The sequence below is a fragment of the Amycolatopsis sp. BJA-103 genome (assembly GCF_002849735.1).
Taxonomy (GTDB): Bacteria; Actinomycetota; Actinomycetes; order Mycobacteriales; family Pseudonocardiaceae; genus Amycolatopsis.
The window spans coordinates 5,194,194-5,219,680 of the sequence record NZ_CP017780.1 but is presented as its reverse complement, the minus strand read 5'-3'; the positions used below and the strand labels follow the sequence as shown (position 1 = coordinate 5,219,680).

General features: G+C 68.7%; 30 protein-coding genes. 17 read left to right on the top strand and 13 right to left on the bottom strand.

The window, feature by feature from the left end:
- Nucleotides 1–107 precede the first annotated feature (107 nt).
- Nucleotides 108–962: a hypothetical protein gene (locus tag BKN51_RS22610; RefSeq protein WP_101609511.1), complete on the top strand. Its 855-nt coding sequence runs from the start codon at nucleotides 108–110 to the stop codon at nucleotides 960–962.
- The gene (locus tag BKN51_RS22605) at nucleotides 955–1,581 is read left to right on the top strand and encodes a DUF402 domain-containing protein (RefSeq protein ID WP_101609510.1); all 627 of its coding nucleotides are present in this window, start codon (nucleotides 955–957) and stop codon (nucleotides 1,579–1,581) included. Before BKN51_RS22610 ends, BKN51_RS22605 begins: the two co-directional genes overlap by 8 nt.
- Here the strand turns inward: BKN51_RS22605 and BKN51_RS22600 are convergent.
- A complete protein-coding gene (locus BKN51_RS22600; protein ID WP_101613396.1) occupies nucleotides 1,578–1,889 on the bottom strand; it encodes a hypothetical protein in 312 nt (103 codons plus the stop codon). The genes BKN51_RS22605 and BKN51_RS22600 overlap by 4 nt on opposite strands.
- Before the next feature lie 117 nt (nucleotides 1,890–2,006).
- Here BKN51_RS22600 and BKN51_RS22595 point away from each other — a divergent pair, with 117 nt between their 5' ends.
- Complete coding sequence (locus BKN51_RS22595) at nucleotides 2,007–3,110, top strand: branched-chain amino acid aminotransferase (protein ID WP_101609509.1); 1,104 nt, start codon at nucleotides 2,007–2,009, stop codon at nucleotides 3,108–3,110.
- Between the two features lie 138 nt (nucleotides 3,111–3,248).
- Here the strand turns inward: BKN51_RS22595 and cobT are convergent, their stop codons facing one another.
- The gene (gene cobT / locus BKN51_RS22590; RefSeq protein WP_101609508.1) at nucleotides 3,249–4,325 is read right to left on the bottom strand and encodes a nicotinate-nucleotide--dimethylbenzimidazole phosphoribosyltransferase; all 1,077 of its coding nucleotides are present in this window, start codon (nucleotides 4,323–4,325) and stop codon (nucleotides 3,249–3,251) included.
- Nucleotides 4,326–4,418: 93 nt separating this feature from the next.
- Between cobT and BKN51_RS22585 the strand changes: the two genes are divergently transcribed.
- Complete coding sequence (locus BKN51_RS22585; protein WP_101609507.1) at nucleotides 4,419–5,087, top strand: IspD/TarI family cytidylyltransferase; 669 nt, start codon at nucleotides 4,419–4,421, stop codon at nucleotides 5,085–5,087.
- Here BKN51_RS22585 and BKN51_RS22580 read toward each other — a convergent pair.
- The gene (locus BKN51_RS22580; protein WP_101609506.1) at nucleotides 5,084–5,491 is read right to left on the bottom strand and encodes a hypothetical protein; all 408 of its coding nucleotides are present in this window, start codon (nucleotides 5,489–5,491) and stop codon (nucleotides 5,084–5,086) included. The two genes, BKN51_RS22585 and BKN51_RS22580, sit on opposite strands and share 4 nt — an antisense overlap.
- A 170-nt stretch (nucleotides 5,492–5,661) precedes the next feature.
- On the opposite strand from BKN51_RS22580, the gene BKN51_RS22575 reads away from it, so the two are divergent.
- The 3 genes from BKN51_RS22575 to BKN51_RS22565 are packed head-to-tail and all read left to right on the top strand — an operon-like array spanning nucleotide 5,662 to nucleotide 7,479.
- Nucleotides 5,662–6,411 carry a GntR family transcriptional regulator gene (locus tag BKN51_RS22575; protein ID WP_101609505.1) on the top strand — a complete coding sequence of 250 codons (750 nt, stop codon included), beginning with the start codon at nucleotides 5,662–5,664 and terminating at the stop codon, nucleotides 6,409–6,411.
- Nucleotides 6,408–7,259, top strand: a complete 852-nt coding sequence (locus BKN51_RS22570) for a phosphoribosylaminoimidazolesuccinocarboxamide synthase (protein ID WP_101609504.1) — start codon at nucleotides 6,408–6,410, stop codon at nucleotides 7,257–7,259. Before BKN51_RS22575 ends, BKN51_RS22570 begins: the two co-directional genes overlap by 4 nt.
- Nucleotides 7,252–7,479 carry a hypothetical protein gene (locus tag BKN51_RS22565; protein ID WP_039795309.1) on the top strand — a complete coding sequence of 76 codons (228 nt, stop codon included), beginning with the start codon at nucleotides 7,252–7,254 and terminating at the stop codon, nucleotides 7,477–7,479. The genes BKN51_RS22570 and BKN51_RS22565 overlap by 8 nt, the downstream gene beginning before the upstream one ends.
- Before the next feature lie 60 nt (nucleotides 7,480–7,539).
- Here BKN51_RS22565 and BKN51_RS22560 read toward each other — a convergent pair whose 3' ends face one another.
- Nucleotides 7,540–8,529, bottom strand: coding sequence for an aldo/keto reductase family protein (locus BKN51_RS22560; protein WP_101609503.1), 990 nt, complete (start codon nucleotides 8,527–8,529; stop codon nucleotides 7,540–7,542).
- 55 nt (nucleotides 8,530–8,584) lie between these two features.
- Complete coding sequence (locus tag BKN51_RS22555) at nucleotides 8,585–9,241, bottom strand: DUF3043 domain-containing protein (RefSeq protein WP_101609502.1); 657 nt, start codon at nucleotides 9,239–9,241, stop codon at nucleotides 8,585–8,587.
- Nucleotides 9,242–9,384: 143 nt separating this feature from the next.
- Between BKN51_RS22555 and BKN51_RS22550 the strand changes: the two genes are divergently transcribed.
- Nucleotides 9,385–9,762, top strand: coding sequence for a HesB/IscA family protein (locus BKN51_RS22550; RefSeq protein WP_101609501.1), 378 nt, complete (start codon nucleotides 9,385–9,387; stop codon nucleotides 9,760–9,762).
- Nucleotides 9,763–9,834: 72 nt separating this feature from the next.
- On the opposite strand, the gene BKN51_RS22545 is transcribed toward BKN51_RS22550, so the two are convergent.
- The gene (locus BKN51_RS22545) at nucleotides 9,835–10,023 is read right to left on the bottom strand and encodes a hypothetical protein (protein WP_101609500.1); all 189 of its coding nucleotides are present in this window, start codon (nucleotides 10,021–10,023) and stop codon (nucleotides 9,835–9,837) included.
- 141 nt (nucleotides 10,024–10,164) lie between these two features.
- Between BKN51_RS22545 and BKN51_RS22540 the strand changes: the two genes are divergently transcribed.
- Nucleotides 10,165–11,154, top strand: a complete 990-nt coding sequence (locus BKN51_RS22540; RefSeq protein WP_101609499.1) for a carbohydrate kinase family protein — start codon at nucleotides 10,165–10,167, stop codon at nucleotides 11,152–11,154.
- Nucleotides 11,155–11,228: 74 nt separating this feature from the next.
- Here the strand turns inward: BKN51_RS22540 and BKN51_RS22535 are convergent, their stop codons facing one another.
- The gene (locus tag BKN51_RS22535; RefSeq protein ID WP_101609498.1) at nucleotides 11,229–11,882 is read right to left on the bottom strand and encodes an alpha/beta fold hydrolase; all 654 of its coding nucleotides are present in this window, start codon (nucleotides 11,880–11,882) and stop codon (nucleotides 11,229–11,231) included.
- A gap of 56 nt (nucleotides 11,883–11,938) precedes the next feature.
- Nucleotides 11,939–13,873, bottom strand: coding sequence for an asparagine synthase (glutamine-hydrolyzing) (gene asnB, locus BKN51_RS22530; RefSeq protein ID WP_101609497.1), 1,935 nt, complete (start codon nucleotides 13,871–13,873; stop codon nucleotides 11,939–11,941).
- Nucleotides 13,874–14,067: 194 nt separating this feature from the next.
- On the opposite strand from asnB, the gene ctaC reads away from it, so the two are divergent.
- Together ctaC and BKN51_RS22520 are read left to right on the top strand one after the other, a co-directional pair.
- The gene (gene ctaC, locus BKN51_RS22525) at nucleotides 14,068–15,006 is read left to right on the top strand and encodes an aa3-type cytochrome oxidase subunit II (RefSeq protein WP_168214370.1); all 939 of its coding nucleotides are present in this window, start codon (nucleotides 14,068–14,070) and stop codon (nucleotides 15,004–15,006) included.
- Between the two features lie 40 nt (nucleotides 15,007–15,046).
- Nucleotides 15,047–15,466 carry a cytochrome c oxidase subunit 4 gene (locus BKN51_RS22520; protein WP_005164186.1) on the top strand — a complete coding sequence of 140 codons (420 nt, stop codon included), beginning with the start codon at nucleotides 15,047–15,049 and terminating at the stop codon, nucleotides 15,464–15,466.
- Between the two features lie 68 nt (nucleotides 15,467–15,534).
- Here BKN51_RS22520 and BKN51_RS22515 read toward each other — a convergent pair whose 3' ends face one another.
- Nucleotides 15,535–16,419 carry a DMT family transporter gene (locus BKN51_RS22515; protein WP_101613395.1) on the bottom strand — a complete coding sequence of 295 codons (885 nt, stop codon included), beginning with the start codon at nucleotides 16,417–16,419 and terminating at the stop codon, nucleotides 15,535–15,537.
- Nucleotides 16,420–16,501: 82 nt separating this feature from the next.
- Here BKN51_RS22515 and BKN51_RS22510 point away from each other — a divergent pair, with 82 nt between their 5' ends.
- Nucleotides 16,502–17,464, top strand: a complete 963-nt coding sequence (locus BKN51_RS22510; protein WP_101609495.1) for a GlxA family transcriptional regulator — start codon at nucleotides 16,502–16,504, stop codon at nucleotides 17,462–17,464.
- Here BKN51_RS22510 and BKN51_RS22505 read toward each other — a convergent pair.
- A complete protein-coding gene (locus tag BKN51_RS22505) occupies nucleotides 17,461–17,856 on the bottom strand; it encodes a cupin domain-containing protein (protein WP_101609494.1) in 396 nt (131 codons plus the stop codon). The genes BKN51_RS22510 and BKN51_RS22505 overlap by 4 nt on opposite strands.
- Before the next feature lie 52 nt (nucleotides 17,857–17,908).
- Here BKN51_RS22505 and BKN51_RS22500 point away from each other — a divergent pair, with 52 nt between their 5' ends.
- Nucleotides 17,909–18,874, top strand: a complete 966-nt coding sequence (locus tag BKN51_RS22500) for a helix-turn-helix domain-containing protein (protein WP_101609493.1) — start codon at nucleotides 17,909–17,911, stop codon at nucleotides 18,872–18,874.
- 113 nt (nucleotides 18,875–18,987) lie between these two features.
- On the opposite strand, the gene trpD is transcribed toward BKN51_RS22500, so the two are convergent.
- The 3 genes from trpD to BKN51_RS22485 form a co-directional block, all read right to left on the bottom strand.
- The gene (trpD, locus tag BKN51_RS22495; RefSeq protein WP_174720442.1) at nucleotides 18,988–20,016 is read right to left on the bottom strand and encodes an anthranilate phosphoribosyltransferase; all 1,029 of its coding nucleotides are present in this window, start codon (nucleotides 20,014–20,016) and stop codon (nucleotides 18,988–18,990) included.
- A gap of 176 nt (nucleotides 20,017–20,192) precedes the next feature.
- Nucleotides 20,193–20,603, bottom strand: coding sequence for a hypothetical protein (locus BKN51_RS22490; protein ID WP_037309389.1), 411 nt, complete (start codon nucleotides 20,601–20,603; stop codon nucleotides 20,193–20,195).
- Nucleotides 20,604–20,645: 42 nt separating this feature from the next.
- Complete coding sequence (locus BKN51_RS22485) at nucleotides 20,646–21,080, bottom strand: hypothetical protein (RefSeq protein ID WP_101609492.1); 435 nt, start codon at nucleotides 21,078–21,080, stop codon at nucleotides 20,646–20,648.
- 95 nt (nucleotides 21,081–21,175) lie between these two features.
- Here BKN51_RS22485 and ctaE point away from each other — a divergent pair, with 95 nt between their 5' ends.
- Genes ctaE through qcrB form a run of 4 tightly spaced genes read left to right on the top strand, consistent with a single transcriptional unit; the run spans nucleotide 21,176 to nucleotide 25,473 of the window.
- On the top strand, nucleotides 21,176–21,799 hold the full coding sequence (gene ctaE, locus BKN51_RS22480; protein WP_073848452.1) for an aa3-type cytochrome oxidase subunit III: 624 nt from the start codon (nucleotides 21,176–21,178) through the stop codon (nucleotides 21,797–21,799).
- A 55-nt stretch (nucleotides 21,800–21,854) separates the two neighbouring features.
- Nucleotides 21,855–22,673, top strand: coding sequence for a cytochrome bc1 complex diheme cytochrome c subunit (gene qcrC, locus BKN51_RS22475; RefSeq protein ID WP_101609491.1), 819 nt, complete (start codon nucleotides 21,855–21,857; stop codon nucleotides 22,671–22,673).
- On the top strand, nucleotides 22,670–23,803 hold the full coding sequence (gene qcrA, locus BKN51_RS22470) for a cytochrome bc1 complex Rieske iron-sulfur subunit (protein WP_101609490.1): 1,134 nt from the start codon (nucleotides 22,670–22,672) through the stop codon (nucleotides 23,801–23,803). Before qcrC ends, qcrA begins: the two co-directional genes overlap by 4 nt.
- Complete coding sequence (qcrB, locus tag BKN51_RS22465; protein ID WP_101609489.1) at nucleotides 23,800–25,473, top strand: cytochrome bc1 complex cytochrome b subunit; 1,674 nt, start codon at nucleotides 23,800–23,802, stop codon at nucleotides 25,471–25,473. The genes qcrA and qcrB overlap by 4 nt, the downstream gene beginning before the upstream one ends.
- Nucleotides 25,474–25,487: the final 14 nt, after the last annotated feature.

The window sequence follows — 25,487 nt, the reverse complement described above, 5'->3', positions numbered from 1 at the left end:
GGTACCGGGCGTCCGCCCGGTTGGATCGTGAGCCATGCTAATGACAGTCGGACCTGGGGTAACAGCGGGGCCGACCGGGTCACTCGATCTACGGCAAGGGAGACGGCGTGCGGCTGGCGGGCGGTCTGCTCATCGCACTCGCGGTGGGTACCTCCGGAGCGGACTACTGGGTTCTTCTCGCCGCCGTGGTCGCGGCCGTGCTCGCCGTCGCGGCCGAGGCACTGCTGCCGCCGGTGGGGGACACCCGGCCCGAGCGGATCGTGGGCTCCGTTTCACGGCTGGGCCTGGTCCTGGTCTTCGCGACGACGTTCGGGCAGTACCTCTTCCCATCCGCGCCGGGAGCCGCCGCCGCGGTGTTCGCCGTCGTGGTGGCCGTGGCCGATCTGGCCGGCGTCCGCCTCGGTGACTACGCCGCCCGCTGGGTCACCGGCCTGCTGCTGGCCGCGGCCGCCTCCCTGGTCGCGATCTGCGTGGGCATCCCGCCACTGGCGCAGTTCATCGCGCCGGACCCGCCGTCCGTGCCCGGTCTCGGCTTCGCGGTGCTGGTGCTGCTGCCGTTCCTGCTGCCCCGCCGTCCCGGCGCCGGCCGCGCGGCCGCGGTGGGCGCGGTGGCCGTGGCGATCATCGCCGTCGCCCTCTACCAGCTGGGACCGGTCCGGCTGGGGCTTTCGGCGACGTCGTTCCGCGAACTCCTCGCCGCGGCGGACGCGGTCTCGCTGCTGCCGGTGCTGACCGTGGCGGTCGCGGTGGCGACCGTGCCGGTCGCGGTGGACGCCTTCACCGACGGCCGGGAGCGCCTTTCCCCGGAACGTCCGAAGGCGACACTCGCTTGTGGACTGATCGTGGCCGTCGCGGCGGCCTTCGCTGGGCCGGTCGTGGCCCTCGGGCTCGCGGGAGTGGGAACGCTCGCCGAACTGGTTCTGCGGGTCCGCGCCCGTGGGTACCGTTCAAGGCGTGCGTGATCCCCAATGGACCCCGGGTGACACGGTCGTCGAACGGTTCCTGCGACCGGACGGTTCGATCGGCCAGCATCACCCGCTGCGCGTCATCGCCGACGACGGCACCGTGCTGCTCGGCTGGCTTCCCGCGGACACCCCGATCATCGGCAGCAGGCTCGCCGACGGGCGGCTCTTCCGCGAGGCGCCGCTCGAGGAGCGGTTCCGGGTGGAGAGGGTGCGCGTGCCCGACTTCTGGCGCGACACCTCGACGCTGCGCCGGATCGCCGACGACGAATGGTCGTCGGTCTGGTGGTTCTTCGACGCCGAAGGCCACTTCCTGAACTGGTACGTCAACCTCGAGGTCCCGCTGGGGCGCACGCCGTCCGGGCCGGACCGGATCGACGGCATCCTCGACGTCGCCGTCGAGCCCGGCGGACGCTGGCAATGGAAGGACGAGGACGAGGCCGAAGAAGCCGTCCTCGCGGGCCGCATCACGGCAGGACAGCTGAGCCGGCTGCGCGCCGAGGGCGAGCGGATCGGGGCGCTCGCGGACGCCGGTCGCTTCCCCTTCGACGGGACGTGGACCGACTTCCGCCCGGACCCGGACTGGCCGGCGCCCGGGCTCCCCGACGGGTTGCTCTAGCTCACCTGGAGGAGCAGGAGCAGCACGAGCGCGACGTTGATCACCGTGAGGATGACCACCGACTTGGTGGACAGCTCGCGCGGGAACACCTTGCCGTGGATCTGACGCCACCAGAAGACGCCGAAGCCGCCGGCGACCAGGCCGAGGAACGCGCCGAAGCCGCTTTCCAGCAGGGCCCAGCCGTCCATCATCAGTACGCCGACGCCGAAGGTCAGCAGTACCGCCGTCGCGAACGTCTTGACGTCGGTCGCCCGGCCGGGGGTGGCGGACTTGGCCGGGTGGGCGGGCTGCATCGGGTTTAACGTCACGTCACCCATCCTAGGGGCGAGCGCCCTCGCGTGTTCGTCCTGACGGACAGATCGTGTGAGGTAAAGATATGCGGACGTCCGACTAACGTGGGTCCGACCAAGCGTTATCGTCTAGGCATGACGACCACGACGCAGTTCGCCCACCTCCCGCACTCGAGTCCCGCGAGCCCGGAACGCGTCGCGGACGTACTGGCGGCACCCGGTTTCGGGCTGCATTTCACCGACCACATGGTGACCGTGAAATGGAGCGCCGAGCAGGGCTGGCACGACGCGACCGTCGGGCCGTACGCGCCCCTCACCCTCGACCCGGCGACCTCCGTGCTGCACTACGGCCAGGCGATCTTCGAAGGCCTCAAAGCGTACCGCCAGCCGGACGGCACCATCGCCGCGTTCCGGCCCGACGCGAACGCGATCCGGTTCCGTAACTCCGCCGAGCGACTGGCCATGCCGCAGCTGCCGGTGGAGGTCTTCCTCGACTCGATCCGCGAACTCCTCGCCGTCGACAGCCGCTGGGTCCCGACGAAGCCGGGCGAGTCGCTGTACCTGCGGCCCTTCATGATCTCCACCGAAGCCGGGCTCGGCGTCAACCGCCCCGCGAACGAGTACCTCTACGCGCTGATCGGCTCGCCCGCGGGCTCGTACTTCTCCGGCGGCGTCAAGCCGGTGAGCGTGTGGCTCTCGACCGAGTACGTGCGCGCGGTCCCCGGCGGCACCGGCGAGGCCAAATGCGCCGGGAACTACGCGGCGTCGTTCGTGGCGCAGGCGCAGGCCGTGGCCAAGGGCTGCGACCAGGTCGTGTGGCTCGACGCGGTCGAGCGGCGCTGGGTCGAGGAGATGGGCGGGATGAACCTGTTCTTCGTCTTCGGCTCCGGTGACGAGGCCCGCGTCGTGACCCCGGAACTGACCGGTTCGCTGCTGCCGGGCGTGACCCGTAAGTCGCTGCTGGAGCTGGCGAAGTCGTTCGGGCACCAGGTCGAGGAGCGGCGCATCTCCACCGACGAGTGGGAGAAGGCGGCGGCCTCCGGCGAGCTGACCGAGGTGTTCGCCTGCGGGACCGCGGCGGTCATCACGCCGGTCGGGCACGTGAAGCACGCGGGCGGCGAGTTCTCCGTGGCCGGCGGGCAGCCCGGTGAGCTGACGATGAAGCTGCGCGGCGCGCTGACCGGCATCCAGGAGGGCACCCGTCCCGCTCCGGAAGGCTGGATGTACCCGCTGGGCTGACGTCCGCTCCCGTCCGGAGCCCCCTCACCGACGCTAGGAAAGGCCCGTTACTTGCAAAATTTGCAAGTAACGGGCCTTTCCTGTCACGCGCGGGGCGGCCCGAACCGCAACTAGAGGACCAAACGCGGCGGAGGAGCGTCAGGAAGCGGGTGCCTCGATCAGCGGACCGCTCACCCCGGCCTGCTCGTGCGTCGCCATCTCCGCGAGCACCCGTGTCGCCATGAACACCAGCGGCAGCGCCGCGACGGCGCCCGTCCCCTCGCCGAGGCGCACGTCCAGATCCAGGATCGGCTCCAGGTCGAGGTGCTCCAGCGCCAGCGCGTGCGCGGGTTCGCCGCCGCGCTGGCCCGCGGTCCACCACTGCCGCGCGCCGGGGACGAGCTCCTCGGCGACCAGCGCGGCCGCGGCGGCGACCAGGCCGTCCAGGATCACCGGCGTCTTCCGCAGCGAGGCCTGGGCGAGGAAGCCCGCCATCGCGGCGATGTCGGCGCCTGCCGCGGTGCGCAGCAGCGCGACCGGGTCGGCCAGCACGGTCCTCGCCCGCCGCAGCGCGTCACGGACCGCCGCGGCCTTGCGCATCCAGGCGTTGTCGTCGATCCCCGAACCGCGGCCGACGACGGCCACCGGTTCGCTGCCGGTCAGCGCCGCGATCAGCACCGAGGCCGGGGTGCTGTTCCCGATCCCGAGGTCGCCCGCGATGAGCAGGTCGGCCCCGCCGTCGACCTCGGCGTCGGCGATCGCCCTGCCCGCGCGGACGGCGGCACGCGCCTCTTCGTCGGTCAGGGCGTCCTCGACGTCGATCGAGCCGGACCCGCGCCGCACCTTGTACTCGCCGATCGACCGGGTGGCGGGGGCGTCGGTGTCGACGGCCATGTCGACGACCCGGACGCTCGCGCCCGCCGAAGCCGCCAGCACGTTGATGGCCGCGCCGCCGGTCAGCATGCTGCCGACCAGTTGCGCGGTGACCTCGCCCGGGTAGGCCGAAACACCCTTGGCCGCGACGCCGTGGTCTCCGGCGAACACCACGACCCTGGGCCGCGTGAACGGCCGCGGCGGCGACTGGCCCTGGCAGGCCGCGACCCACACGCCCAGTTCTTCGAGCCTGCCCAGCGACCCGGCGGGTTTGATCAGTTTCGAGTGCAGGGCGATCGCCGCCGAGCGCGCGTGTTCATCTGGCTGCTCGACTTCGGCGAACTCGAGGATTTCGTCTTCCAACGCCCTGCCCCTTCGGATCACTTCGGTGGCCGGACCCAACCTACCGACTTGCCTGTGCCAGAGTTGCCTGTGGCTCAGACGAAGGCCGCCGGGGTGGTGCTCGCGAGCGGAGCGGGCACCCGGGTCGGCGCCAAGCTCAACAAGGTCTACCTGCCGGTGGCGGGCAGGCGCGTGGTCGCGTGGTCGCTCGGCGCGTTCGCCCGCGTGCCCGGGATCGACGTGCTCGTGCTGGTCATCCGGCCACAGGACACCGAACTCGCGCAAGAGGTACTCGCCTCGCATCCGGGTGAAGTCGAACTCGTGCACGGCGGTGCGACGCGCCAGGGTTCGGAGCTGAACGCCTTGCGCCACTTGACTTCCCGCATCGAGAGCGGCGAGATCGACGCGGTACTGCTGCACGACGCGGCCCGTCCGCTCGTCACGCCGGAACTGATCGCGGACGTCCTCGCCGACACGCGGCGGCACGGGGGAGCGGTGCCGGGGGTCGCGGCCGACGACATCGTGCGCGTGGACGGCGACACCGTGTCCGGCGCGCTGCCCGGCGCGATCCGGGTGCAGACGCCGCAGGGTTTCCGCGCCGCCCCGTTGCTCGAGGCGTACGAAACGGCCGAGCGCGAGGGTTTCGTCGGCACGGACACGTCTTCGTGCATGGAAAGGTTCTCCGCGCTGCCGGTGCGGTGGGTTCCGGGCAGCGCGGAGAACCTCAAGATCACCTACCCGCACGACCTCGTTGTCGCCGAGCAGGTGATCGGCCGCGGTTAGGGATCTCCCTGGTCGGGCTTGGGGGTCCCGTTGGCGGGCAGGATGGTGACCGGCTGGCGCGCTTCCATCGGGATCACGCAGTCCGGATGTGGTTGCAGCAGTTGGATCGGCGCGGCGGCGTCGCCGGGCGCGGGGATGGTGAGCACCGCGCGCAGGGTCCAGTCGGCCGTCGAGTGGTACTGCCATGAGACGAGCGCCGGGCGGAAGACGTCCGTGTCGGGGAGGGTGGTGACCCGGAAAGCGGAGGCTCGTTCCTCGCCGCGGAGGACGAGGACGTCGGCGCAGGTGTCCCACTGGAACACCGCGGCACAGACCTCCGGTTCCTCCCGGGGACCGAAGATGTAGACGACCCACCGGCGTCTTCGAAGCTCTTCGAGCAGTTCGTCGATGCTCAGATGGTTCATCGAGCCCCCCAACGGGTTTCGGGAACTCTGCGGAGAGTAACACGTGTACTAGAGCACCGTCCAGAATGTGTACTAGTACGTAATAATGGGGTGTGAGCAGGATCCTTGGTGCTCGCCCATTGGTGTGCTAGAACGCTTGTGCGCACCGCGCGACCTTGTGAGGAGTCACCTTGCCCGCCGTCGACCGACCCGAACCGCCATACCTCCAGATCGCGGGAAACATCCGCGACGACATCGTTTCGGGCAGGCTCAAGGAAGGTGACGCGGTCCCGTCCGCGCGTGAGATCGCCAGAAACTGGAACGTCGCGATGGCGACCGCGATGAAGGTGCTCTCGACGCTCCGGGCCGAAGGTCTGGTGCGCGCGGTACGCGGGATCGGGACAGTGGTGCAGACCAGATCGCTCCACCGCTCCGCGCACGATCGGACGATCTCGATCGCGCGAACCGGCAAGGTCTATCCGCCGGGCCACTACGCGAAAATCCGTGAGGCCGGGCTCGTCCCGGCGCCGGACCGGGTGGCGGCCGCGCTCGGCATCGAAGCGGGTGCTCCCGTGATCCGGCGGCGGCGGACCACGTACACGGGACAGGAACAGCCGGTGTCGACGTCGGTCTCCTGGTTCGAAGGCGCTGTCGCGGCCAAAGCGCCGCTGCTGTTCGAGCCGGTGCGGATCGTCGAAGGCACGGTGAAGTACGTCGCGGACCGGACTGGCCGGGTTCTCGCGTCGACGCAGACTCAGCACGCCGCGGGGCTGGCGGGTGCCGAGGACGCGGCGGAACTCGGCGTGGCCGAAGGTTCGGCGATCTTGTTGAGCCGTAACAGGTTTCTCTCCGCGGAGGGCGACGTGCTCGAGTACGGCGAATCAGCGGCGTTGCCGGACCACTGGGTTTTCTACGAATACAACATCGAGGACGGGGCATGAAGCACATTCACGCGGGTAAGGTACGGGACCTTTACGAAATCGACGGCGACATTCTGCTCGTCGCGTCGGATCGTGTTTCGGTCTACGACGTCTCGCTGCCGACCCCGATTCCGGACAAGGGCGCGCTGCTGAACCAGCTTTCCGCCTGGTGGTTCGAAAAGATGGCCGACGTCGTGCCGAACCACGTCGTCTCCACGACGGACGTCCCCGCCGAATTCGCGGGCCGCGCCACGCGGTGCAAACCGCTGAAGATGATCCAGGTCGAATGCATCGCGCGCGGTTATCTCACCGGTCTCGGCATGCGCGAGTACCAGCGTGACGGCAAGGTTTCGGGCGTCGAACTGCCCGCCGGTCTCATCGAGGCCGACAAACTGCCCGAGCCGATCTTCACGCCCACCACGAAGATCTCCGACACCGGCCACGACGAGTTCATGACCTTCGCCGACGTCGTGAACGACATCGGCAAGGAGACCGCGGACCGCATCCGCGACCTGACGCTCGAGGTCTATACCAAGGGCGCGGAGCACGCGGCGAAGACCGGCATCATCATCGCCGACACCAAGATCGAATTCGGTTTCGACGCCGACGGTGTGCTGACGCTCGGGGACGAGGTCCTCACGTCGGACTCGTCGCGGTTCTGGCCCGCCGACGACTACGAGCCTGGCCGGACGCAGCACGCGTTCGACAAGCAGTTCGTCCGCGACTGGTCCGCGAGCACCGGCTGGGACAAGACGCCGCCCGGCCCCGCCATCCCGGACGAGATCGTCGAGGCGACCCGCAAGCGCTACACCGAGGTCTACGAGAGGATCACCGGAAAGACCTGGGTTCCCGGCGGTGGCCATGCCTGAACAGCAGGTCTACGACCCGTACCGGTTGATCGACGACGTCGAGGGCCTGCTGATCCAGCGGGGTCACCGGCCGGAGCGTCTCGACGGCCGGACGGGTGATCGGGTCGCCGGTGCGAGCAGGTTGTTGCGGGGCTTGGGAATCGACCCCCTGCGCGCCCCCGGCGACGCCCTCGATCTCGATGGTCAGATCGCGTACCAGTCACGGGTACACGGCGACTGAAGCAAGTGGTCGACTAATTGCGGGAAGATCGTCCGCAATTAGTCGACTGCTTGCGGTGCGTCAGGGGCTGCGGGTGAGGGTGGGGTCGGTCTCGACGACGCCGTCGAGCGCCTCGTCGATCGCGGTCAGCAGATCCGCGTCCAGCTTCACGCCGGCCGCCTTCACGTTCTCGTGTACCTGCTCCGGCCGCGAAGCGCCGATGATCGCCGAAGCGACGTTCGGGTTCTGAAGCACCCACGCCACGGCCAGCTGCGCCAGCGACAGGCCCGCCTTGTCCGCGATCGGCTGCAGCCGCTGGACGCGCTCGAGGACGTCGTCGTTGAGGAAGCGGGCGACCATGTTGGCGCCGCCCTTCTCGTCCGTCGCGCGGGAGCCCGCGGGCAGCGGCTGACCGGGCTTGTACTTGCCGGTGAGCACGCCCTGCGCGATCGGCGACCAGACGATCTGGCTGAGGCCCTCGCGCTCGGACGCCGGGACGACCTGCGCCTCGATGACCCGCCACAGCGCGTTGTACTGCGGCTGGTTCGAGATGAGCGGCACCTTCAGTTCCCGCGCGATCGCGGCGCCCTGGGTGATCTGCTCGGCGGTCCACTCCGAGACGCCGACGTAGAGCACCTTGCCCTGGCGGACGAGGTCGGCGAAGGCGAGGAAGGTCTCCTCGAGCGGGACGGTCCGGTCGAAGCGGTGTGCCTGGTACAGGTCGACGTAGTCGGTGCCGAGCCGCTTCAGCGACGCGTTCGCCGACTCGATGACGTGCTTGCGGCCGAGCCCCTGGTCGTTGGGACCCTTCGGGCCGGTCGGCCAGTAGACCTTGGTGAAGATCTCCAGGCTTTCGCGCCGCAGGCCCTTCAGGCCGCGGCCGAGCACCGATTCGGCGGCCGTGTTCGCGTAGGCGTCGGCGGTGTCGAAGGTGGTGATGCCGACGTCGAGCGCCGCCTTGATGCAGGCGTGCGCCTGGTCCTCTTCGACCTGGGACCCGTGGGTGAGCCAGTTGCCGTACGCGATCTCACTGACATTGAGGCCGCTGCGGCCCAGTCGTCGAAACTCCATGGGCGCGACTCTACCCCAGACCGTTAGCCAGGCTAACGACCCGGGTTTCGCCTGCTCAGACCTTGTCGCCGGGCTTGACCCGCGGCTTGGGGACGCGCAGCTTGCGGATCTGGCTCGCGCGGATGAAGGAGTACCAGCCGATCGACGTGCCCTTGACCGTCTCGCCGGGGAACTTCAGCCGGACCATCTTGGAGATCCGGCGGCCGCTGAGGACGCCCTCGACGATCATGCCGAGCAGCATCACGGTGCACAGGAGCGTCGCGTAGCGCTGGACGTCCGGGTACGGCACCAGCAGGGCGACGAACACCAGGATCGCGAGTGGCATGAAGAGACCGAGCAGGTTGCGCCGCGAGTCGACCAGGTCGCGCACGTAGGCCTTGACCGGGCCGCGGTCGCGGGGGAGCAGGTACTTGTCGTCGCCCGCCATCATCTTCTCGCGGCGTTCCTTGGCGGCGTTGCGCTGCTTCGCCTTGTACTCCGGATCGGACTTCGCGGACTTGCGGAGTTCCTTGTTGCGCTTCATCGCCTCCCGCATGGTGGTCGGCGGGGGCGCCACCGGGCCGCGGCGCTTGGCCTCGGCCTCACGCCGCTTGGGCGTGGCCTTGCCCTTTCCGGGCGTGTACGCCTTGGCCTGGACATCGACGGCCTCGTTGTCGAGGGTCTCGGTGTCGGTCGTGGCGGAGTCTGTGGTGCTACGGCGCAGGAACCTCACCTCACCAGGGTAGTTGCAGGCGTCACGGTGTCACGCACCAGGCCGAGCGATATGTCACCATGGAGGGGAACAGATCGGGACTCCGACGTGTTGGACCATGTGCAAGACGAGTACCCGCAGCGAGTTCGACCAGAGGGAGAACCATGACGACCGCTGAGCAGGCAGCCGCAGCTCAGGCCGAAACCGCCGAGGAGACCCACGGCGTCACGTTGACCGACGCCGCCGCCGTCAAGGCGAAGGCCCTGCTCGAGCAGGAGGGCCGTGACGACATGCACCTGCGCATCGCCGTCCAGCCCGGTGGGTGCGCGGGCCTGCGCTACCAGCTGTTCTTCGACGAGCGGACGCTCGACGGTGACCTGTTCCGTGACTTCGACGGGCTTCGCGTCGCCGTCGACCGGATGAGCGCGCCGTACGTGTCGACCGCCGTGATCGACTTCGTCGACTCGATCGAGAAGCAGGGCTTCACGATCGACAACCCCAACGCGACGGGTAGCTGCGCCTGTGGCGACAGCTTCCACTGACGCACGTCGTGCATGAAGAAGGGCCGCGAACCTCACCCAGGTCGCGGCCCTTCTTCATGCACGGAACGCCGATCAGACGTAGGCGTCCAGATCGGCGACCTGGGCCAGGCACCGCTCGTCCACGGTCCAGGGCGGAGCGATCTGCCGGGGCAGTGGCAGGTTCTCGGCCTGGAGGGACGACGGGATACCGGCACAGTCGGCGATGAGTTCGCCGATCGATTCCGGCTCGAGGTGATACGCGGAAGTGGTCACGAACGACAAGTTAATGACTGACGTTGCAGTAGGACACCACTACCAACCGGTAGTGTTCATGGCCGTGCCTGAAGCAACCCGTATGGGGCATGACCTGCGGGTAACTTAGCCGTCCTCGTTTCGGCGGGGCCGACCGATCAAGGAGAACCGGTGGCAGACAGCGCCAGGATCGCAGTATCCGGCAGTATCGCAACCGACCACCTCATGCACTTCCCGGGCAGGTTCGCCGAGCAGCTCGTCGCCGAGCAACTGCACCGTGTGTCCCTGAGCTTCCTGGCGGACGACCTCGTCGTCCGGCGTGGCGGTATCGGCGCGAACATCGCCTTCGGCCTCGGCGTGCTGGGCAAGCGCCCGATCCTGGTCGGCGCGGTGGGCTCCGACTTCGCCGACTACCGCTCGTGGCTCGAGCGGCACGGTGTCGACACCGCCGGCGTGCTGGTGTCCGAGGTCGCGCACACCGCCCGCTTCGTCTGCACCACCGACGAGGACCTCTGCCAGATCGCCACCTTCTACGCCGGCGCGATGGCCGAATCCCGCAACATCGAACTGGAGCCGGTCGCCGCGCACGCCGGTGAACTGTCGCTCGTGCTGATCAGCCCGGACGACCCCGAAGGCATGGTCCGGCACGCCGAGGAGTGCCGCCAGCGCGGCTACACCTTCGCCGTCGACCCCTCGCAGCAGCTCGCGCGGATGGACGGCGCGCAGGTGCGTGCCTTCGTCGAGGGCGCGAAGTACCTGTTCAGCAACGACTACGAATGGGAACTGCTGCTCCAGAAGACCGGCTGGACCGAGGCCGACGTCCTCGACCGCGTCGGCATGCGGATCACCACGCTCGGGGAAAAGGGCGTCGAGATCATCGGCAAGGACGGCCTCGCGCTGCAGATCGGCGCCGTCCCGGAGCGCGGCAAGGTCGACCCGACCGGCGTCGGCGACGGCTTCCGCGCCGGATTCATCGCCGGTATCGACAGCGGCCTGAGCCTGGAGCGCGCGGCGCAGCTGGGCTCGCTGATCGCCGTACTGGTGCTGGAAACCGTGGGAACGCAGGAGTGGGCCTTCGACCGCGCCGACGTCCTGGGCCGCCTCAAGGAGGCCTTCGGCCCGGAGTCCGCCGAGGAGATCGCGGCGATCCTGCCGGTGTGAGCTGAAGGGGACTTTCCCCTCATGTGATGCGACGAAGGGGCCCTTGACCGCGTGGGACGCGGGGAAGGGCCCCTTCAGCTGCGTCCGGTCAAAATCCCGGCGAGTTCGGCAGGCCGGGAGACGTGAGGACAGTGTCCCGCGTCGATCTCGATCGCGGTAACGCCGAGCCGCTCCCTGGCGGCAGCGCGCATCCACTCCGGCTTCAGCGTGCGGTCGCGGGCGGGGACGATCACCGTCGACGGGATCTCCGGCGCGGGACCGGCGGGATGTGCCGCGAGGACGGCGGGATTGAACAGCCGCAAGGTGTCCAAGGCCCGGTGTTCGGTCTCGGGGTCGCAGTCGTGGAAGAGGAACTCCGACGCCTTCGCGGGGTCGGCCGTCGGGTCCACGCCGATCCATTCCGGGGTGAACAGGGCCTGAACCTCGTCCCGCAGGCTCTTCCCGCCCGCGAAGTCGGGGATGTAGGCGGCGACCCACACCATCGCCCGCGCGTCGAGCGCCTCGGCGATCGAGGGGAGCAGCACGCCTGCCCCGGAATGGGCCACCACGACCGGCCGCTCGCCGTCGTACTGGTCCCGCGCGTGCTGGGCGTAGCCGTCGACCGGCAGCTCTCGCGAGGTCAGCAGGTCCACCGCGATCGCGCGGTGCCCGGCGGCGGTGAGCAGCTTGGCCACGCGGTCCCAGCCCGCGGGGCTCTGCGTCGTGCCGTGAACGAGGACGAAGTCCATGACCCCATGCTGGCCTCCACCGGGTGAACGGTGAAGGCCGGCATGGCGAGTCGTGACTAGAGCTTCACCGGGTAGACGGGTTCCGGCACCTCGGGCTTGATGCGGTTCTCGATGAAGATCCCGTGCCACAGCATGAACACCAGCAGTGCCCACAGCTGACGGCTCCGGTCGAGCTGACCGGCCTTGTGCTCGTCGAGCAGCGCCAGGACGGCCTTCTTGTCGAGCAGCGCGTCGGTCTGCGAGTCCGCGATGATGCCCTTGGCCCAGTCGTACATCTCGTTGCGCAGCCACAGCCGGATCGGCACCGGGAAGCCGAGCTTGCGCCGGTTCAGCACGTGCGCGGGGATGATCTTCGCCAGCCCCTGGCGCAGCGCGTACTTCGTGGTGCCGTGCGCGAGCTTCTGGTCGAGCGGGATGCTCGCGGCGACCTTGAACACCTCGGCGTCCAGGAACGGCACGCGCAGTTCCAGCGAGTTCGCCATGGTGACCTTGTCGGCCTTGACCAGGATGTCGCCACGCAGCCAGGTGAAGAAGTCCACGTGCTGCATCCGCGCGACCGGGTCCCAGCCCTCGGAGATCTTGTACCAAGGCGCGGTGACGTCCTTGAAGCCGACACCTTCCTCGTACGTGCGCAGCACCTTGCGGAGCTGGTCGTCGCGGAAGTTGCGGGCGTTGCCGTAGTAGCGGTCCTCCAGCGGCAGCGCGCCACGCCGCAGCAGGTCCTTGCCGCGGGTGCCCTCCGGGATCTTCGTGGAGACCTTGCCGATGATCTTCCGCATCCCGCCGGGGATCTTCTCGAACGGCGCGAGCGAAATCGGCTCGTTGTAGATCGTGTAGCCGCCGAAGAGCTCGTCGGCGCCTTCGCCGGACAGCACCGCCTTGACGTGCTTGCGGGCTTCGCGGGCGATGAACCACAGCGGTACGAGCGCCGGGTCGGCCACCGGGTCGTCGAGGTACCAGACGATGAGCGGCAGCGCCTCCATCATCTCGTCCGGCGACACCGTGCGGACCACGTGCTCGACCCCGATCGCGGCGGCCGTCTCGGCGGCCACGTCGACCTCGGAGTAACCCTCGCGTTCGAACCCGGTGGTGAACGCGATCAGGTTCGGGTTGTGCTCCTTGGCCAGCGTCGCGGTCGCGGTCGAGTCGATCCCGCCGGAGAGGAACGCGCCGACCGTGACGTCCGGGTCGGAGATCATGTGCTTGCCGACCGAGTCGCGCATCACGTCGGCGATGCGCTCGTACAGCGCGTCGGCCTCGGCCTGGCCGTTGACCGGCTTCGCGCTGAACTGCGGGTGGAAGTAGCGGGTGAACTCCACCTCGCCGCCGGGGACCATCCGGAACGACGTGCCGGACTCGACACGGCGGATCCCGGCGTGCATCGACTCGGGCTCCGGCACGTACTGCAACACCAGGTAGTGCTGCAACGCCGTCCGGTCCAGCTCGTCCTCGACACCGAGGACGCTCGAAAGCTCCAGCAGGCTCTTCTTCTCACTCGAGAAGGCGACCTTGCCGGGGCCGGTGGCGTAGTACAGCGGCTTGATGCCGAACGGGTCGCGCGCGCCGAAGACGACCTTCTCCTGGGAGTCCCAGATCATGAAGGCGAACATGCCGCGCAGCTTCTTCACCGCGTCGTCGCCGAGGTAGTGGTACGCCGCGACGATCGCCTCGCCGTCACCCTCTGTGGCGAACTTCGCACCGTGTTCGGAAGCCAGCTCGTCGCGCAGCTCGCGGTAGTTGTAGATCTCGCCGTTGAAGTTCAGCGTGTAGCGCTCGGGGGCCTCCGGCGGCCCCCAGATCAGCGGCTGGTGCGAGTGGTCGACGTCGATGAAGGCCAGCCGGTTGAAGCCGTAGACCACCTCGGCGTCGGCCCAGGTGTCGTGCTCGTCGGGGCCGCGGTGCCGCTGGCAGCGCATCGCCGCGTCGACGGCCTCACGGGCGCCTGCCGCGTCGGCTTCGGTCGAACAGATCAGTCCAAGCAGGCCGCACACGTCTAGTTCACACACCTCTTGTTGGCCGAGCGGGGGAGAAGGGCCCAGTATGCCCGTGCGTGCGTACACCCGGATGTGGTGGGGGATACGCGTGTTGGGGTTACCCCTTGGTCAGCACGGCGCCGTAACTCGGCTAGGCTCCGCCCTGTCACAAAGATCGGTCGAGGAGGCTCTGGGTGAAAGGGCAAGGCGCAGTGGGAAATCCAGAGCGCAAGCCGGTAAAGCGAGCTGGTCGCGTCGCCGCGCTCGCCGCGCTGGTGTTGCTGACCGCGACGGGCTGTTCCGGGGACGAGATCCTCCGCTTCGGCTGGCCGGTCGGGGTGACCCCGCAGGCGCACGACATGCGCACCCTGTGGACGTGGACGGTCGTCGCCGCCCTGATCGTCGGTGTCATCGTCTGGGCGCTGATCTTCTGGACCGCGATCTTCCACCGCAAGAAGAAGACCGCCGACGGCGCGGAAGAGGAACTGCCCCGTCAGTTCCAGTACAACATCCCGCTGGAGATCTTCACGGTCGTCGTCCCGACGATCATGGTCTGCGTGCTGTTCTTCTTCACCGCGACCACCGAGAACCGCGTGCTCGCCGAGACGGAGAACCCGGACGTCACGGTCGACATCGTCGCGTTCCAGTGGAACTGGGAGTTCAAGTACAAGAGCGACTCCAAGAACCACGACGACCCCGAGATCACCACGGTCGGCAGCTCGACCGAGATCCCGCTGCTCGTCCTGCCGACGAAGAAGACGATCCAGTACAACCTGCGGTCGGCGGACGTCATCCACTCGTTCTGGGTGCCGGAGTTCCACTTCAAGCGGGACGTCATGCCGGACCCGGAGAAGAACAACCAGGACTTCACTTTCCAGAACTCGATCGACAAGGAAGGTTCGTTCGTCGGCCGCTGCGCCGAACTGTGCGGCACCTACCACTCGGGGATGAACTTCGAGGTCAGGGCGCTGTCGGCGGACAAGTACGCGCAGTACATCCAGCTTCGCGGCACGGTGAACCCGAAGAGCGGCAAGCCGAACACCGCCTCCGAGGCGCTGACGGCGATGAACTGTGGCGAACTGTGCTCGCCCTACGCCGTCACCACCACCCCGTTCAACACCGACCGCACCGCGCGGGTCGCGTCCAACTGACCCGGCTGTTCGAGCCCGAAACAGGAGTGAGGCAACGTCCATGAAGGTCGAAGGACGGATTTTCTTCCTCGTCGCGGTCTTCTCCGTCGTCGTGGCGGGTATCTACGCGTACATGACCGGAACGATGACCCGGGACGGCGTCGAGCCGGTCGGTGTGGTGGCCCTGATCCTCACCGGTGGCCTGGCCTTCCTGGCCGGGAGCTACCTGCAGTTCGTGGCGCGGCGCATCGAGCCGCGGCCGGAGGACCGGGAAGACGCCGAGATCAGTGACGGTGCCGGTGAGCTGGGCTTCTTCAGCCCCGGCAGCTACTGGCCGATCGGTCTCGCGGCGGCCGCCGCGCTGACCGGTGTCGCGCTCGCGTTCTTCCACGTCTGGCTGCTGATCATCGCGCTGGGCCTGGTGATCGTCGCGATCGGCGGGCTGGTGTTCGAGTACCACACCGGTCCGAATCACGACTGAGTCTTCACTGCTTCGCGAAAGCGGCGCCCTGGTCTTCGGACCGAGGCGCCGTTTTCGCGTTTAGAGGACTAAACGCGGGCGGGTTGGGGCTGCCGGGGTGCCCGGGCCCTCTTCGGTGCCAGGGCGGCCGCCAGGACGGCCAGCATCCCCACGCCCTCCGGCCACGTCGGCCGGTGCCCGTAGGCGAGGATGTCCACCACCACGGCGACCACCGGATACACGTAGGACAGCAAGGCCACCGTCGTGGTCGGCAGCTTGCCGATGCTCGCGTACATCAGGACGTACATCAGCGCGGTGTGCACGGTCCCCAGCAGGACCAGCCACAGCAGCCCCGAGGTGTCCGTCGGCAGCGGCGTGACCAGCAGCGCGGGCGCGAGCACGATCGTGCCGGTCACCAGTTGGACGGCCGCCAGGACGTGCGGCCGCAGGTGTTTGAGCTGTTTCGCGACGAACGAGGCGCCGGCGTAGAGCGCGGCCGCGCCGAGGGCGAGCACGATTCCCCACAGCTGCACGGGTTTGCCGTCGGCGCCGTGCGCGGACAGCGAGATGAGCGTCACGCCGCCGAACGCGATCAGCGCCCGGACCAGCTGGCTCTTCGCCATTTTCTCGCCGAGGAACGCCGCGGCGAGACCGACCAGCATCAGCGGTTGCGTGTGGTAGACGACGGTGCTGACGGAGATCGACGACAGCGCGTACGAAGCGAACAGCAGCACCCAGTTCCCGACCAGGAACAGCCCGCCGAGAATGGCGAGCAGCAGTTCGCGCCGGGTGAGTGTCCACGGGCGGAGCCAGCCTCGGGCGGCGCTCCACACCAGGAGCAGCAGGCCGCCGACCAGGCTCCTCGCGAACGCCACGGCGGGCGCGTCGGCGCCGCTTTCGAGGACGACGGCACCGATCGTGCCGGAGAGGGCCATCGCGGCCGTCCACTGGAGCAGGGGGTTGTTCTTGGTCATGGCGACCACTCTCGCCCTCGTACGCACTCCCAACCAGTGTCAGAGATGACATCGACCGCAAAACTTGTGACACACTGCCTCGATGGACGTGAAGAAGGTCGCGGTGGTGCTGGCCGACCAGGTGTCGCCGTTCGAACTCGGCGTCGCGTGCGAGGTCTTCGGCACCGATCGCAGCGCGGACGGCATCGAGGGCTGGGACTTCGCGGTCTGCTCGCCCGGCGGCGAGAACGTCCTGAGCTGGTCCGGATTCGGACTGAACGGGCTGGAGAGCCTGGACTTCGCGGCGTCCGCCGATCTGCTGATCGTCCCGACCTGCGCGCCGCGCAGCGCGAGCCCGCCGGAGCCGGTCCTCGAGGTCCTGCGCGAGGCGGCGAGCCGGGGTGCCTGGGTCGCGGGCTTCTGCGCGGGAGTCTTCTCGCTCGGCTACGCGGGGCTTCTCGACGGGCGCAACTGCGCCGTGCACTGGGTCTACGAGCAGGAGTTCCGAAGGCGCTTCCCGACGGCGAAGGTCGACCCGAAGGCGTTGTACGTCGACGACGGCGGCGTTCTCACCAGCGCGGGGACCGTCGCCGCCGTCGACCTGTGCCTGCATCTGGTGCGCGAGCTGCGCGGTGTCGCCGCGGCCACCGCGCTGGCCAGGCGAATGGTCGCGGCGCCGCACCGGGTCGGCGGGCAGGCGCAGTTCGTGCAGGCGCCGGTACCCGAGACCGCCGCGCCGGACGACACCGTGCTCGCCGAAGCGCTCGAATGGATCGAGCGGCGGCTGGATCGGCCGTTCACCGTCGCGGAACTCGCCCGCCGCAGCGGTTTGGGGGAGCGGACCTTCCTTCGCCGGTTCTCGGCGGCCACCGGGACGACCCCGCACCGCTGGCTCACCGAACGCCGTCTCGATCGCGCGCAGTCGTTGCTCGAAGAAGGCCGTCTGTCCATTGAGGACATCGCGGTCGCCTGCGGATACGCCTCCGCCGCGGCGCTGCGGCACCAGTTCGGCAAGCTCCGCGGCACCAGTCCGAGCGCCTACCGCCGGACTTTTTCCGTCGGCTAGAAGGAGATTTCCTGCCCGACGGTGACCGTGACGTGGTCCGGCACCTCGTCGTGCTTGTCGCCGACCGACAGCGTCCCGGTCGGTTCGAACAGCAACAGCGAGGCACCGTCCACAGAGGACGGCTTGTGATACGTACCGCGCGGCACGACGAACACCGAACCACGGGGCAGGGTCACGACGCGTTCGCCGTCCTCCTCGCGCAACGCGATGTCCAGCGTCCCGTCGAGGACGAGGAAGAACTCGTCGGTGTTCTCGTGGACGTGCCAGACGTGCTCGCCCGCGACCTTGGCGAGACGGACGTCGTAGTCGTTGACGTGGGCGACGATCCGCGGGCTCCAGATCTCGTCGAATCCGGCCAGCGCGGTGCCCAGATCGATCGGCTGCTTGCTCATGAACCGATCCTGGCCGCTGGACCACCCGGGCAGTGAGTGCTAGGAATCGCATATGTCGCATGATTTCTCGCACGAGGTCGCCGTCCTGGTCGACGAGGGGTCCAATCCCTTCGAACTGGGCGTCGCGACCGAACTTTTCGGCCTGCGGCGGCCGGAACTGGATCGGCCCTGGTACGGCTTCACGTTGTGCGCCGCCGAGCCGTCCGTGCGCATGCACCTGGGGATGTTCACCCTCAGCGGGGTCGCCGGGCTCGACGCCGTGGAGTCCGCCGACACGGTGATCGTGCCCAACCGGCCCGATCCGGAGAGCCCGGCGCGGGAAGCGGTGCTGACCGCCATCCGCGACGCGGCCGCGCGGGGTGCCCGGCTGGTGAGCTTCTGCACCGGCGCCTTCACCCTCGCGCAGGCGGGCGTCCTGGACGGACGGCGCGCGACGACGCACTGGCGATGGGCCGGGCAGTTCCGGGCGCGGTTCCCCGAAGTGCGGCTGGAGCCGGACGTCCTGTTCGTCGACGACGGCGACGTCCTGACCGCGGCGGGCAGCGCGGCCGCGCTCGATCTGGGCCTGCACCTGATCAGCCGCGACCACGGCGCCGAGGTCGCCAACGCGGTGAGCAGGCGGCTGGTGTTCGCCGGGCACCGGGACGGCGGTCAGCGGCAGTTCGTCGAACGCCCGGTGCCGTCGGTGGCGGACACCTCGCTGGCTCCGGTGCTCGAATGGGCGCGGGAACGGCTGGACCGGCCGCTCACCGTCGCCGACCTCGCCACGCGGGCGGCGGCCAGCCAGGCGACGCTGCACCGGCGGTTCCGGGCCGAACTGGGGACGACGCCGCTGGCGTGGCTCACGACGGAACGGATCGCGCTGGCGTGCCGGCTGATCGAGCGCGGGGAGCAGCGGCTGGACCGGGTGGCGCGGGCTTCGGGTTTCGGCACCGCGGCGAACCTGCGGACCCAGCTCCGGCGGGCCACGGGACTGACTCCCTCGGCTTACCGGGCGCGGTTCAGCACCGCTTCTTAGCGCGGCCGTCCGCTCCGCTCCCCGGGACGGTCGCTCCGCTCCCCAACGCTATGAAAGGCCCGTTACTTGCAAAATTTGCAAGTAACGGGCCTTTCATAGCGCGCTTGAGGGGGCTACGCGAAGGCGATCCACCGGTTCAGCAGGTCGGCGGCCGCACCCGAGTCGATGGCCGAGGCCGCCCGCGCCAGGCCCGCGGCGAGGTCGTCTTCCAGCGAACCCGAGAACCCGGTGAAGGCCGCCAGCGCGGCCGCCGCGTTGAGCAGGACCGCGTCCCGCACCGGCCCGGGCTTCCCGGCCATCACCTGGCGGAACACCTCGGCGTTGTGCGCCGCGTCGCCGCCGCGCAGGTCTTCCGCGGTCGCTCGCGCGATGCCCAGTGACGAAGGGTCGAAACTGCGCTCGGTGATCTCGCCACCGGTGACCACCCACACCGAACTGGTGGTCGTGGTGGTGATCTCGTCGAGCCCGTCGTCGCCGCGGACGAGCAGCACGGTCATCCCGCGCCGCGCGAACACCTCGGCCAGCACGCGGGTCTTGTCCTCGTAGGCGCAGCCGATCAGCGAACTGCGCGGCTGCGCGGGGTTGGTCAGCGGGCCCAGCAGGTTGAACGTCGTGGGCACGCCGAGTTCGCCGCGTGTCGGGCCGGCGTGGCGCAGGGCGGGGTGGAACTTCGGCGCGAAGCAGAAGCCGATCCCCAGTTCGTTCACGCTGCGCTGCACCGTCTCGGGCGGCAGGTCGATGGTGACGCCCAGTTCCTCCAGCACGTCGGCTGCGCCGGACTTCGACGAGGCGCTCCGGTTGCCGTGCTTGGCCACCGGGGCGCCGGCCGCGGCCGTCACCACCGTGGCCATGGTGGAGATGTTGACCGAGTTGGACCGGTCGCCACCGGTGCCGACGATGTCCACCGACGGCCTGTCGATGGTCACCCGTTTGGCGTGCGCCAGCATGGCGTCGGCCATGCCGGAGATCTCCGCCGGTGTCTCGCCCTTCGCGCGCAGCGCGACGGCGAATCCGGCGATCTGGGAGGGCGTCGCCGCCCCGCTCATGATCTGGTCCATCGCCCACGCGGTGTCCTCCGCGGACAGGTCCGCGCGCGCGATGAGCTGGTTGAGCAGGGACGGCCAGGTCTTAGTGGTCACCATCGGAAGTCCTCCGGGGGTCTCGACGGCCCAGCTTCCCGCTGGACGCACGGGCCGCGAGATCCGAGTACAACGCCGGTACGAGGACCTCGCGGCCGCACGCCCAGCGGAAACCTGGATCCGCCGAATACCCCCGAATGCCTTCCGATGGCAACCACTTGGCGGCCGCGCTCACCGGCTCAGCCGTGCACGACTGGCACCCGGCGGGCGCGCAGTACGTCGGCGACCGTCTCGGCGGCGGTCAGCGGGTCGAGCGGGTGGACCAGCACCGCGTCGGCCTGCGACCAGGTCGCCAGCCATCGGTCGTCCTTGCGCCGCACCGAAACCACGATCGGCGGGCAATCCTCGATCTCGTTCTTGAGCTGACGGGTCAGCCCGATGCCGCCGGTCGGCTGTGCCTCACCGTCGAGGATGGCCAGGTCCACGTTGCCCGCGTCCATCTCGACGAGGACCTCGGAGATGCCGGACGCCTCGGTGTAGTCCACCCGGCCGAGGTCGGCGGCGGGCCTGCGGCCGACGGCGTTGATGATCGCCTCGCGCACCTCCGCCTTGTGGCTGAACACCAGGATCCGCATCGCCTGCTCGCCCATGAGCGCGCCTCCGCCTCGTCTAGTCATGTCGACCCCGCGATGTTATCCGTCATGACCGACATCACGTGACGCACCCGACGGCTGGAGCGCGTCCCAGCCCAGAGAGTCCCCGCCGAGCCGCTGCGCGAGGCCCGCCATCCGCGACCGTTCCTGCGCGCAATGCAGCGCGTCGAGGGTCTGGACGCGCACCGCGTGCGTCAGCGTGAAGCCGCCGTCCGGTCCCTGTTCTCGCAGCTCCCAGCCGTCCTGGGCGAGGATCGAGGTCGCCTCCGCCACCTTTTCGGGCGGAAGTTTCAAGTGGTGGCGCAGGATCGCGGGTGCTTCGGCGACCCAAGCGGGTGATCTCGCCAGCACCGAAGAGTCCGCCTCGGCCGGATCGAAGGCCTCCGCGACGATCTCCACGCCGGGCGTGTCGACCGTCAGACCTGGGAGGTTCGGCTTCTTGACCAGGTCACGAAGCCGATCTAGTAAACCCATGAGTAGCCCGGTTCCCTCTTTCGTTCAGATGTGACCCGACACGCACGCGACTTGCCGTGGACCCACCCGGCGGGCCCCGTGCGTGAGAGGACATAATGCGACGCGTGACAACGGCAGCTCCCACCATCAGCCAGCGGGTCCACTCGCTGAACCGGCCGAACATGGTCAGTGTCGGCACCATCGTGTGGCTGTCCAGCGAACTGATGTTCTTCGCCGGACTGTTCGCCATGTTCTTCACCGTGAAGGCGCAGAACGCGACCGGCCAGTGGCCGCCGCCGCTGCACGGTGAGCCCTTCGAGTTGAACATCGCGCTGGCGATCCCGTTCACGGTGATCCTCGTGGCGTCTTCGTTCACTTGCCAGTTCGGCGTGTTCGCCGCCGAAAAGGGTGACGTCTTCGGCCTCCGCCGCTGGTACATCATCACGTTGATCATGGGCGCGATCTTCGTCGGCGGCCAGGGTTACGAGTACCTCCACCTGATCGAAGAGGGGATGACGATCCCGTCCGGCCCGTTCGGCACGGTCTTCTTCCTCGCGACCGGGTTCCACGGCCTGCACGTCATCGGCGGGCTCATCGCGTTCGTGTACCTGCTCATCCGCACCAAGCTGAGCAAGTTCACCCCGGCCCAGGCCACCTCGGCGATCGTCGTGTCGTACTACTGGCACTTCGTCGACATCGTGTGGGTGGGCCTGTTCGCGGTGATCTACATCCTTCCGTGATCGAAGCCGCCACCACGACCTATCGGCCTGAACTGACAGCAAGGGTTGCCGCAAGATGACCTCCAGCAAGGACAAGACGGAGCGCCGCTTCCGCAAGCGCTCGAAGGCGCGCAAGCGGTTCGCCGGCGCGCTGGCGCTCGGGATCGCGCTGCTGAGCGTGGGCGGCCTGTACGCCGTTTTCGCTCCGGAGCCGCAGACCGCGCAGGCGCAGGGCGAGTCCGCCCTCCTGCGCGAGGGCGAGAAGCTCTACAACAACACGTGTATCGAATGTCACGGGCCGAAGCTCGAAGGCGTCCCCGACCGCGGCCCGAGCCTCATCGGCATCGGCGACGCGGCCGTGTACTTCCAGACCTCGACCGGCCGCATGCCGGCGGTGCGCCAGGAGGCGCAGGCGATCCGCAAGCCGCCGAAGCTGTCCGAGGCCGAGATCAACGCGCTGGGCGCCTACATCCAGGCCAACGGCGGCGGCGCGCAGCGTCCCACCGAGAAGGGTGACGCGCTGCGTGGCGAGGACGTCGCGCGCGGCAGCGAGCTCTTCCGCCTCAACTGCGCGTCCTGCCACGGTTTCACCGGCCGCGGCGGCGCGCTCTCGTCGGGCAAGTTCGCCCCGAACCTGGACCCGGCCACGGAAGAGCAGATCTACACCGCGATGCTCACCGGGCCGCAGAACATGCCCAAGTTCTCCGACCGGCAGCTGTCGCCGGAGGAGAAGAAGGACATCATCGCGTTCGTGAAGTCCGTGAGTAACGGGAACAACTCACCCGGCGGTAGCTCGCTCGGCGGTATTGGCCCGGCCTCGGAGGGCGCGATCGCGTGGATCGTCGGGATCGCCGCGCTGATCGGCGTGACGTTGTGGATTGGATCGAAGGCATGAGCGCCGAAGGGCCGAAGCCGCCGACAGAGGCGGAGTTGGCGGACATGGATCGCGACCAGCTGGTGAAGCTGGGTACCGCGCTCGACGGTGTCGAGATCGTCGAGTACCCGACTCCGTGGCCGGTCGAGGGGACGCGGGCGGAGAAGCGCGCCGAGCGCGCTGTCGCGCTGTGGTTCGTGCTGGCCGCGATCGCCGGTCTCGCGTTCGTGGTCCTCATCGCGTGGCCGCACTGGTTCGAGTACAAGGAGCCGGGCACGACCGGCTACACCAAGTACACGCTGTACACGCCGCTGCTCGGGGTCACGCTCGGCCTCGCCGTGCTCAGCATCGGCATCGGCGCGGTCCTCTACACCAAGAAGTTCATCCCGGCCGAGGTCGCGGTGCAGGAGCGCGGGGACGGCGGGTCGAAAGAGGTCGACAAGGCCACCATCCTCGCCCAGCTGGCCCACTCGGGCAGTCACAGCACCATCGCGCGCCGGTCGCTGATCAAGCGGTCCGCGGGCGCCGGTGCCGGTGTGCTCGGCCTGGCCGTCGCGGCCCTGCCGGTGGCGTCCTTCATCAAGGACCCCTGGAAGGACACCGAAGGCCGCGACTCGCTGTGGCACTCGGGCTGGAAGAAGAACTTCCCGGACGAGGTCGTCTACCTGCGCCGCAACACCGGCCGTCCGCACGAGGTCTCCCTGGTCAGGGTCGAGGACCTCGACGCGGGTGCCATGGAGACGGTGTTCCCGTTCCGCGAGTCGGAGCGGGAGGACGAGCACGCGCTGTCCGCCGCCTTCAAGCGGGTCGACAACCCCGTCATGCTGATCCGCCTTCGCCCCACCGACGCCGCCAAGGTCGTCAAGCGGGCGAACCAGGAGGATTACAACTTCGGTGACTACTACGCGTACACGAAGATCTGCAGCCACGTGGGCTGCCCGACCTCCCTGTACGAGCAGCGGACCAACCGCATCCTCTGCCCCTGTCACCAGTCGCAGTTCGACGCGCTCCACTACGCCAAGCCGATTTTCGGTCCGGCGACGCGGCCGTTGGCCCAGCTTCCGATTACAGTGGACAAAGAGGGCTTCCTGATCGCGCGCGGAGACTTCAACGAGGCCGTCGGACCGGCCTTTTGGGAGCGTAAGTCATGAGTTCACTCACCACCCCGACGAAGGGGACGAACCCGGTCGAGAAGGCCGCGGGTGCGGGTGCCAAGTGGGCCGACGACCGGTATCACCTGGCCAAGGGCATGCGGCACCAGATCAACAAGGTGTTCCCGACCCACTGGTCGTTCCTGCTGGGCGAGATCGCGCTCTACAGCTTCATCATCCTGCTGCTGTCGGGTGTGTACCTCACGCTGTTCTTCGACCCCTCCATGGAGGAGGTCGTCTACAACGGCAGCTACACCGGTCTTCAGGGCGTCGAGATGTCGCGGGCCTTCGCGACCACGCTCGACATCTCGTTCGACGTCCGCGGCGGTCTGTTCGTCCGCCAGCTGCACCACTGGGCCGCGCTGATCTTCGTCGCGTCGATGATGGTGCACATGTTCCGGATCTTCTTCACCGGAGCGTTCCGCCGTCCGCGTGAGGCGAACTGGGTCATCGGCGCGCTGCTGCTGGTCCTGGGCATGTTCGAGGGCTTCTTCGGCTACTCGCTCCCGGACGACCTGCTCTCCGGTACCGGTATCCGCGCGACCCTGTCGGGCATCGTGCTCTCGGTGCCGGTCATGGGCACCTGGATCCACTGGGCGCTGTTCGGCGGGGAGTTCCCCGGCAACGAGATCATCCCGCGCCTCTACACGATCCACATCCTGCTGCTGCCGGGCATCATGCTCGCCCTCGTCGGCGCGCACCTCGCGCTGGTCTGGTACCAGAAGCACACGCAGTTCCCCGGCGTGCGCCGCAAGGAGACCAACGTCGTCGGCGTCCGCATCATGCCGGTCTTCGCGCTCAAGGGCGGTGCGTTCTTCGCGCTGGTCACCGGCATCATCGCGCTGATGTCGGGCCTCTTCCAGATCAACCCGATCTGGAACATCGGCCCGTACAACGCGGCGCAGGTCTCGGCGGGCTCACAGCCTGACTGGTACATGGCCTGGGCCGACGGCATGCTGCGGATCTGGCCCGCGTGGGAGCTCTACCTGGGGAACTACACGGTCCCCGCGGTGTTCTTCCCCGGCGCGGTCGGGATGCCACTGCTGATCGGGTTGCTGGTGATGTATCCCTGGATCGAGCGAAAGCTGTCCAAGGACACCGCGCACCACAACCTGCTGCAGCGTCCGCGCGACGTCCCGGTCCGGACCTCGCTCGGCATCATGGCCCTGACGTTCTTCGCGGTCATCATGCTGTCGGGCTTCAACGACATCATCGCGTTCGCCTTCGACATCTCGCTGAACGCGACGACGTGGGCGGGCCGGATCGGTGTGCTGCTCGCACCGCCGATCGCGTACTACCTCACCTACCGGATCTGCCTGGGTCTCCAGCGGGCCGACCGCGAGGTGCTGGAGCACGGTGTCGAAACCGGCATCATCAAGCGCCTCCCGCACGGTGAGTTCATCGAAATCCACCAGCCGCTCGGCCCGGTGGACGACCACGGCCACCCGCTGCCGCTCGAGTACCAGGGCGCGTCGGTGCCGAAGAAGATGAACAAGCTCGGCTCGGCCGGGCACCCCGTCGCGGGTTCGACCTGGTCTCCGGACCCGGTCGAGGAGACGATCGCGCTGGAGCGCGCCCGGTCCAACGGGCACGGCAACGGCAACGGCAAGGTCGACGACATCGGCGGCGAGCCCTCGCAGGAGCGCAAGGAGATCACCTCCGGGCACTAGCGGACCGCCGCTGA

Bases quoted from the DNA above. Each gene is read 5' to 3' on its own strand.
- BKN51_RS22595 (WP_101609509.1), top strand. From the start codon at position 2,007: ATGACGACCACGACGCAGTTCGCCCACCTCCCGCACTCGAGTCCCGCG.
- BKN51_RS22580 (WP_101609506.1), bottom strand. From the start codon at position 5,491: ATGAACCATCTGAGCATCGACGAACTGCTCGAAGAGCTTCGAAGACGC.
- BKN51_RS22570 (WP_101609504.1), top strand. From the start codon at position 6,408: ATGAAGCACATTCACGCGGGTAAGGTACGGGACCTTTACGAAATCGAC.
- BKN51_RS22565 (WP_039795309.1), top strand. From the start codon at position 7,252: ATGCCTGAACAGCAGGTCTACGACCCGTACCGGTTGATCGACGACGTC.
- BKN51_RS22560 (WP_101609503.1), bottom strand. From the start codon at position 8,529: ATGGAGTTTCGACGACTGGGCCGCAGCGGCCTCAATGTCAGTGAGATC.
- BKN51_RS22550 (WP_101609501.1), top strand. From the start codon at position 9,385: ATGACGACCGCTGAGCAGGCAGCCGCAGCTCAGGCCGAAACCGCCGAG.
- BKN51_RS22535 (WP_101609498.1), bottom strand. From the start codon at position 11,882: ATGGACTTCGTCCTCGTTCACGGCACGACGCAGAGCCCCGCGGGCTGG.
- BKN51_RS22520 (WP_005164186.1), top strand. From the start codon at position 15,047: ATGAAGGTCGAAGGACGGATTTTCTTCCTCGTCGCGGTCTTCTCCGTC.
- BKN51_RS22515 (WP_101613395.1), bottom strand. From the start codon at position 16,419: ATGACCAAGAACAACCCCCTGCTCCAGTGGACGGCCGCGATGGCCCTC.
- BKN51_RS22510 (WP_101609495.1), top strand. From the start codon at position 16,502: ATGGACGTGAAGAAGGTCGCGGTGGTGCTGGCCGACCAGGTGTCGCCG.
- BKN51_RS22505 (WP_101609494.1), bottom strand. From the start codon at position 17,856: ATGAGCAAGCAGCCGATCGATCTGGGCACCGCGCTGGCCGGATTCGAC.
- BKN51_RS22500 (WP_101609493.1), top strand. From the start codon at position 17,909: ATGTCGCATGATTTCTCGCACGAGGTCGCCGTCCTGGTCGACGAGGGG.
- trpD (WP_174720442.1), bottom strand. From the start codon at position 20,016: ATGGTGACCACTAAGACCTGGCCGTCCCTGCTCAACCAGCTCATCGCG.
- BKN51_RS22490 (WP_037309389.1), bottom strand. From the start codon at position 20,603: ATGGGCGAGCAGGCGATGCGGATCCTGGTGTTCAGCCACAAGGCGGAG.
- BKN51_RS22485 (WP_101609492.1), bottom strand. From the start codon at position 21,080: ATGGGTTTACTAGATCGGCTTCGTGACCTGGTCAAGAAGCCGAACCTC.
- ctaE (WP_073848452.1), top strand. From the start codon at position 21,176: ATGCGACGCGTGACAACGGCAGCTCCCACCATCAGCCAGCGGGTCCAC.
- qcrC (WP_101609491.1), top strand. From the start codon at position 21,855: ATGACCTCCAGCAAGGACAAGACGGAGCGCCGCTTCCGCAAGCGCTCG.
- qcrA (WP_101609490.1), top strand. From the start codon at position 22,670: ATGAGCGCCGAAGGGCCGAAGCCGCCGACAGAGGCGGAGTTGGCGGAC.
- qcrB (WP_101609489.1), top strand. From the start codon at position 23,800: ATGAGTTCACTCACCACCCCGACGAAGGGGACGAACCCGGTCGAGAAG.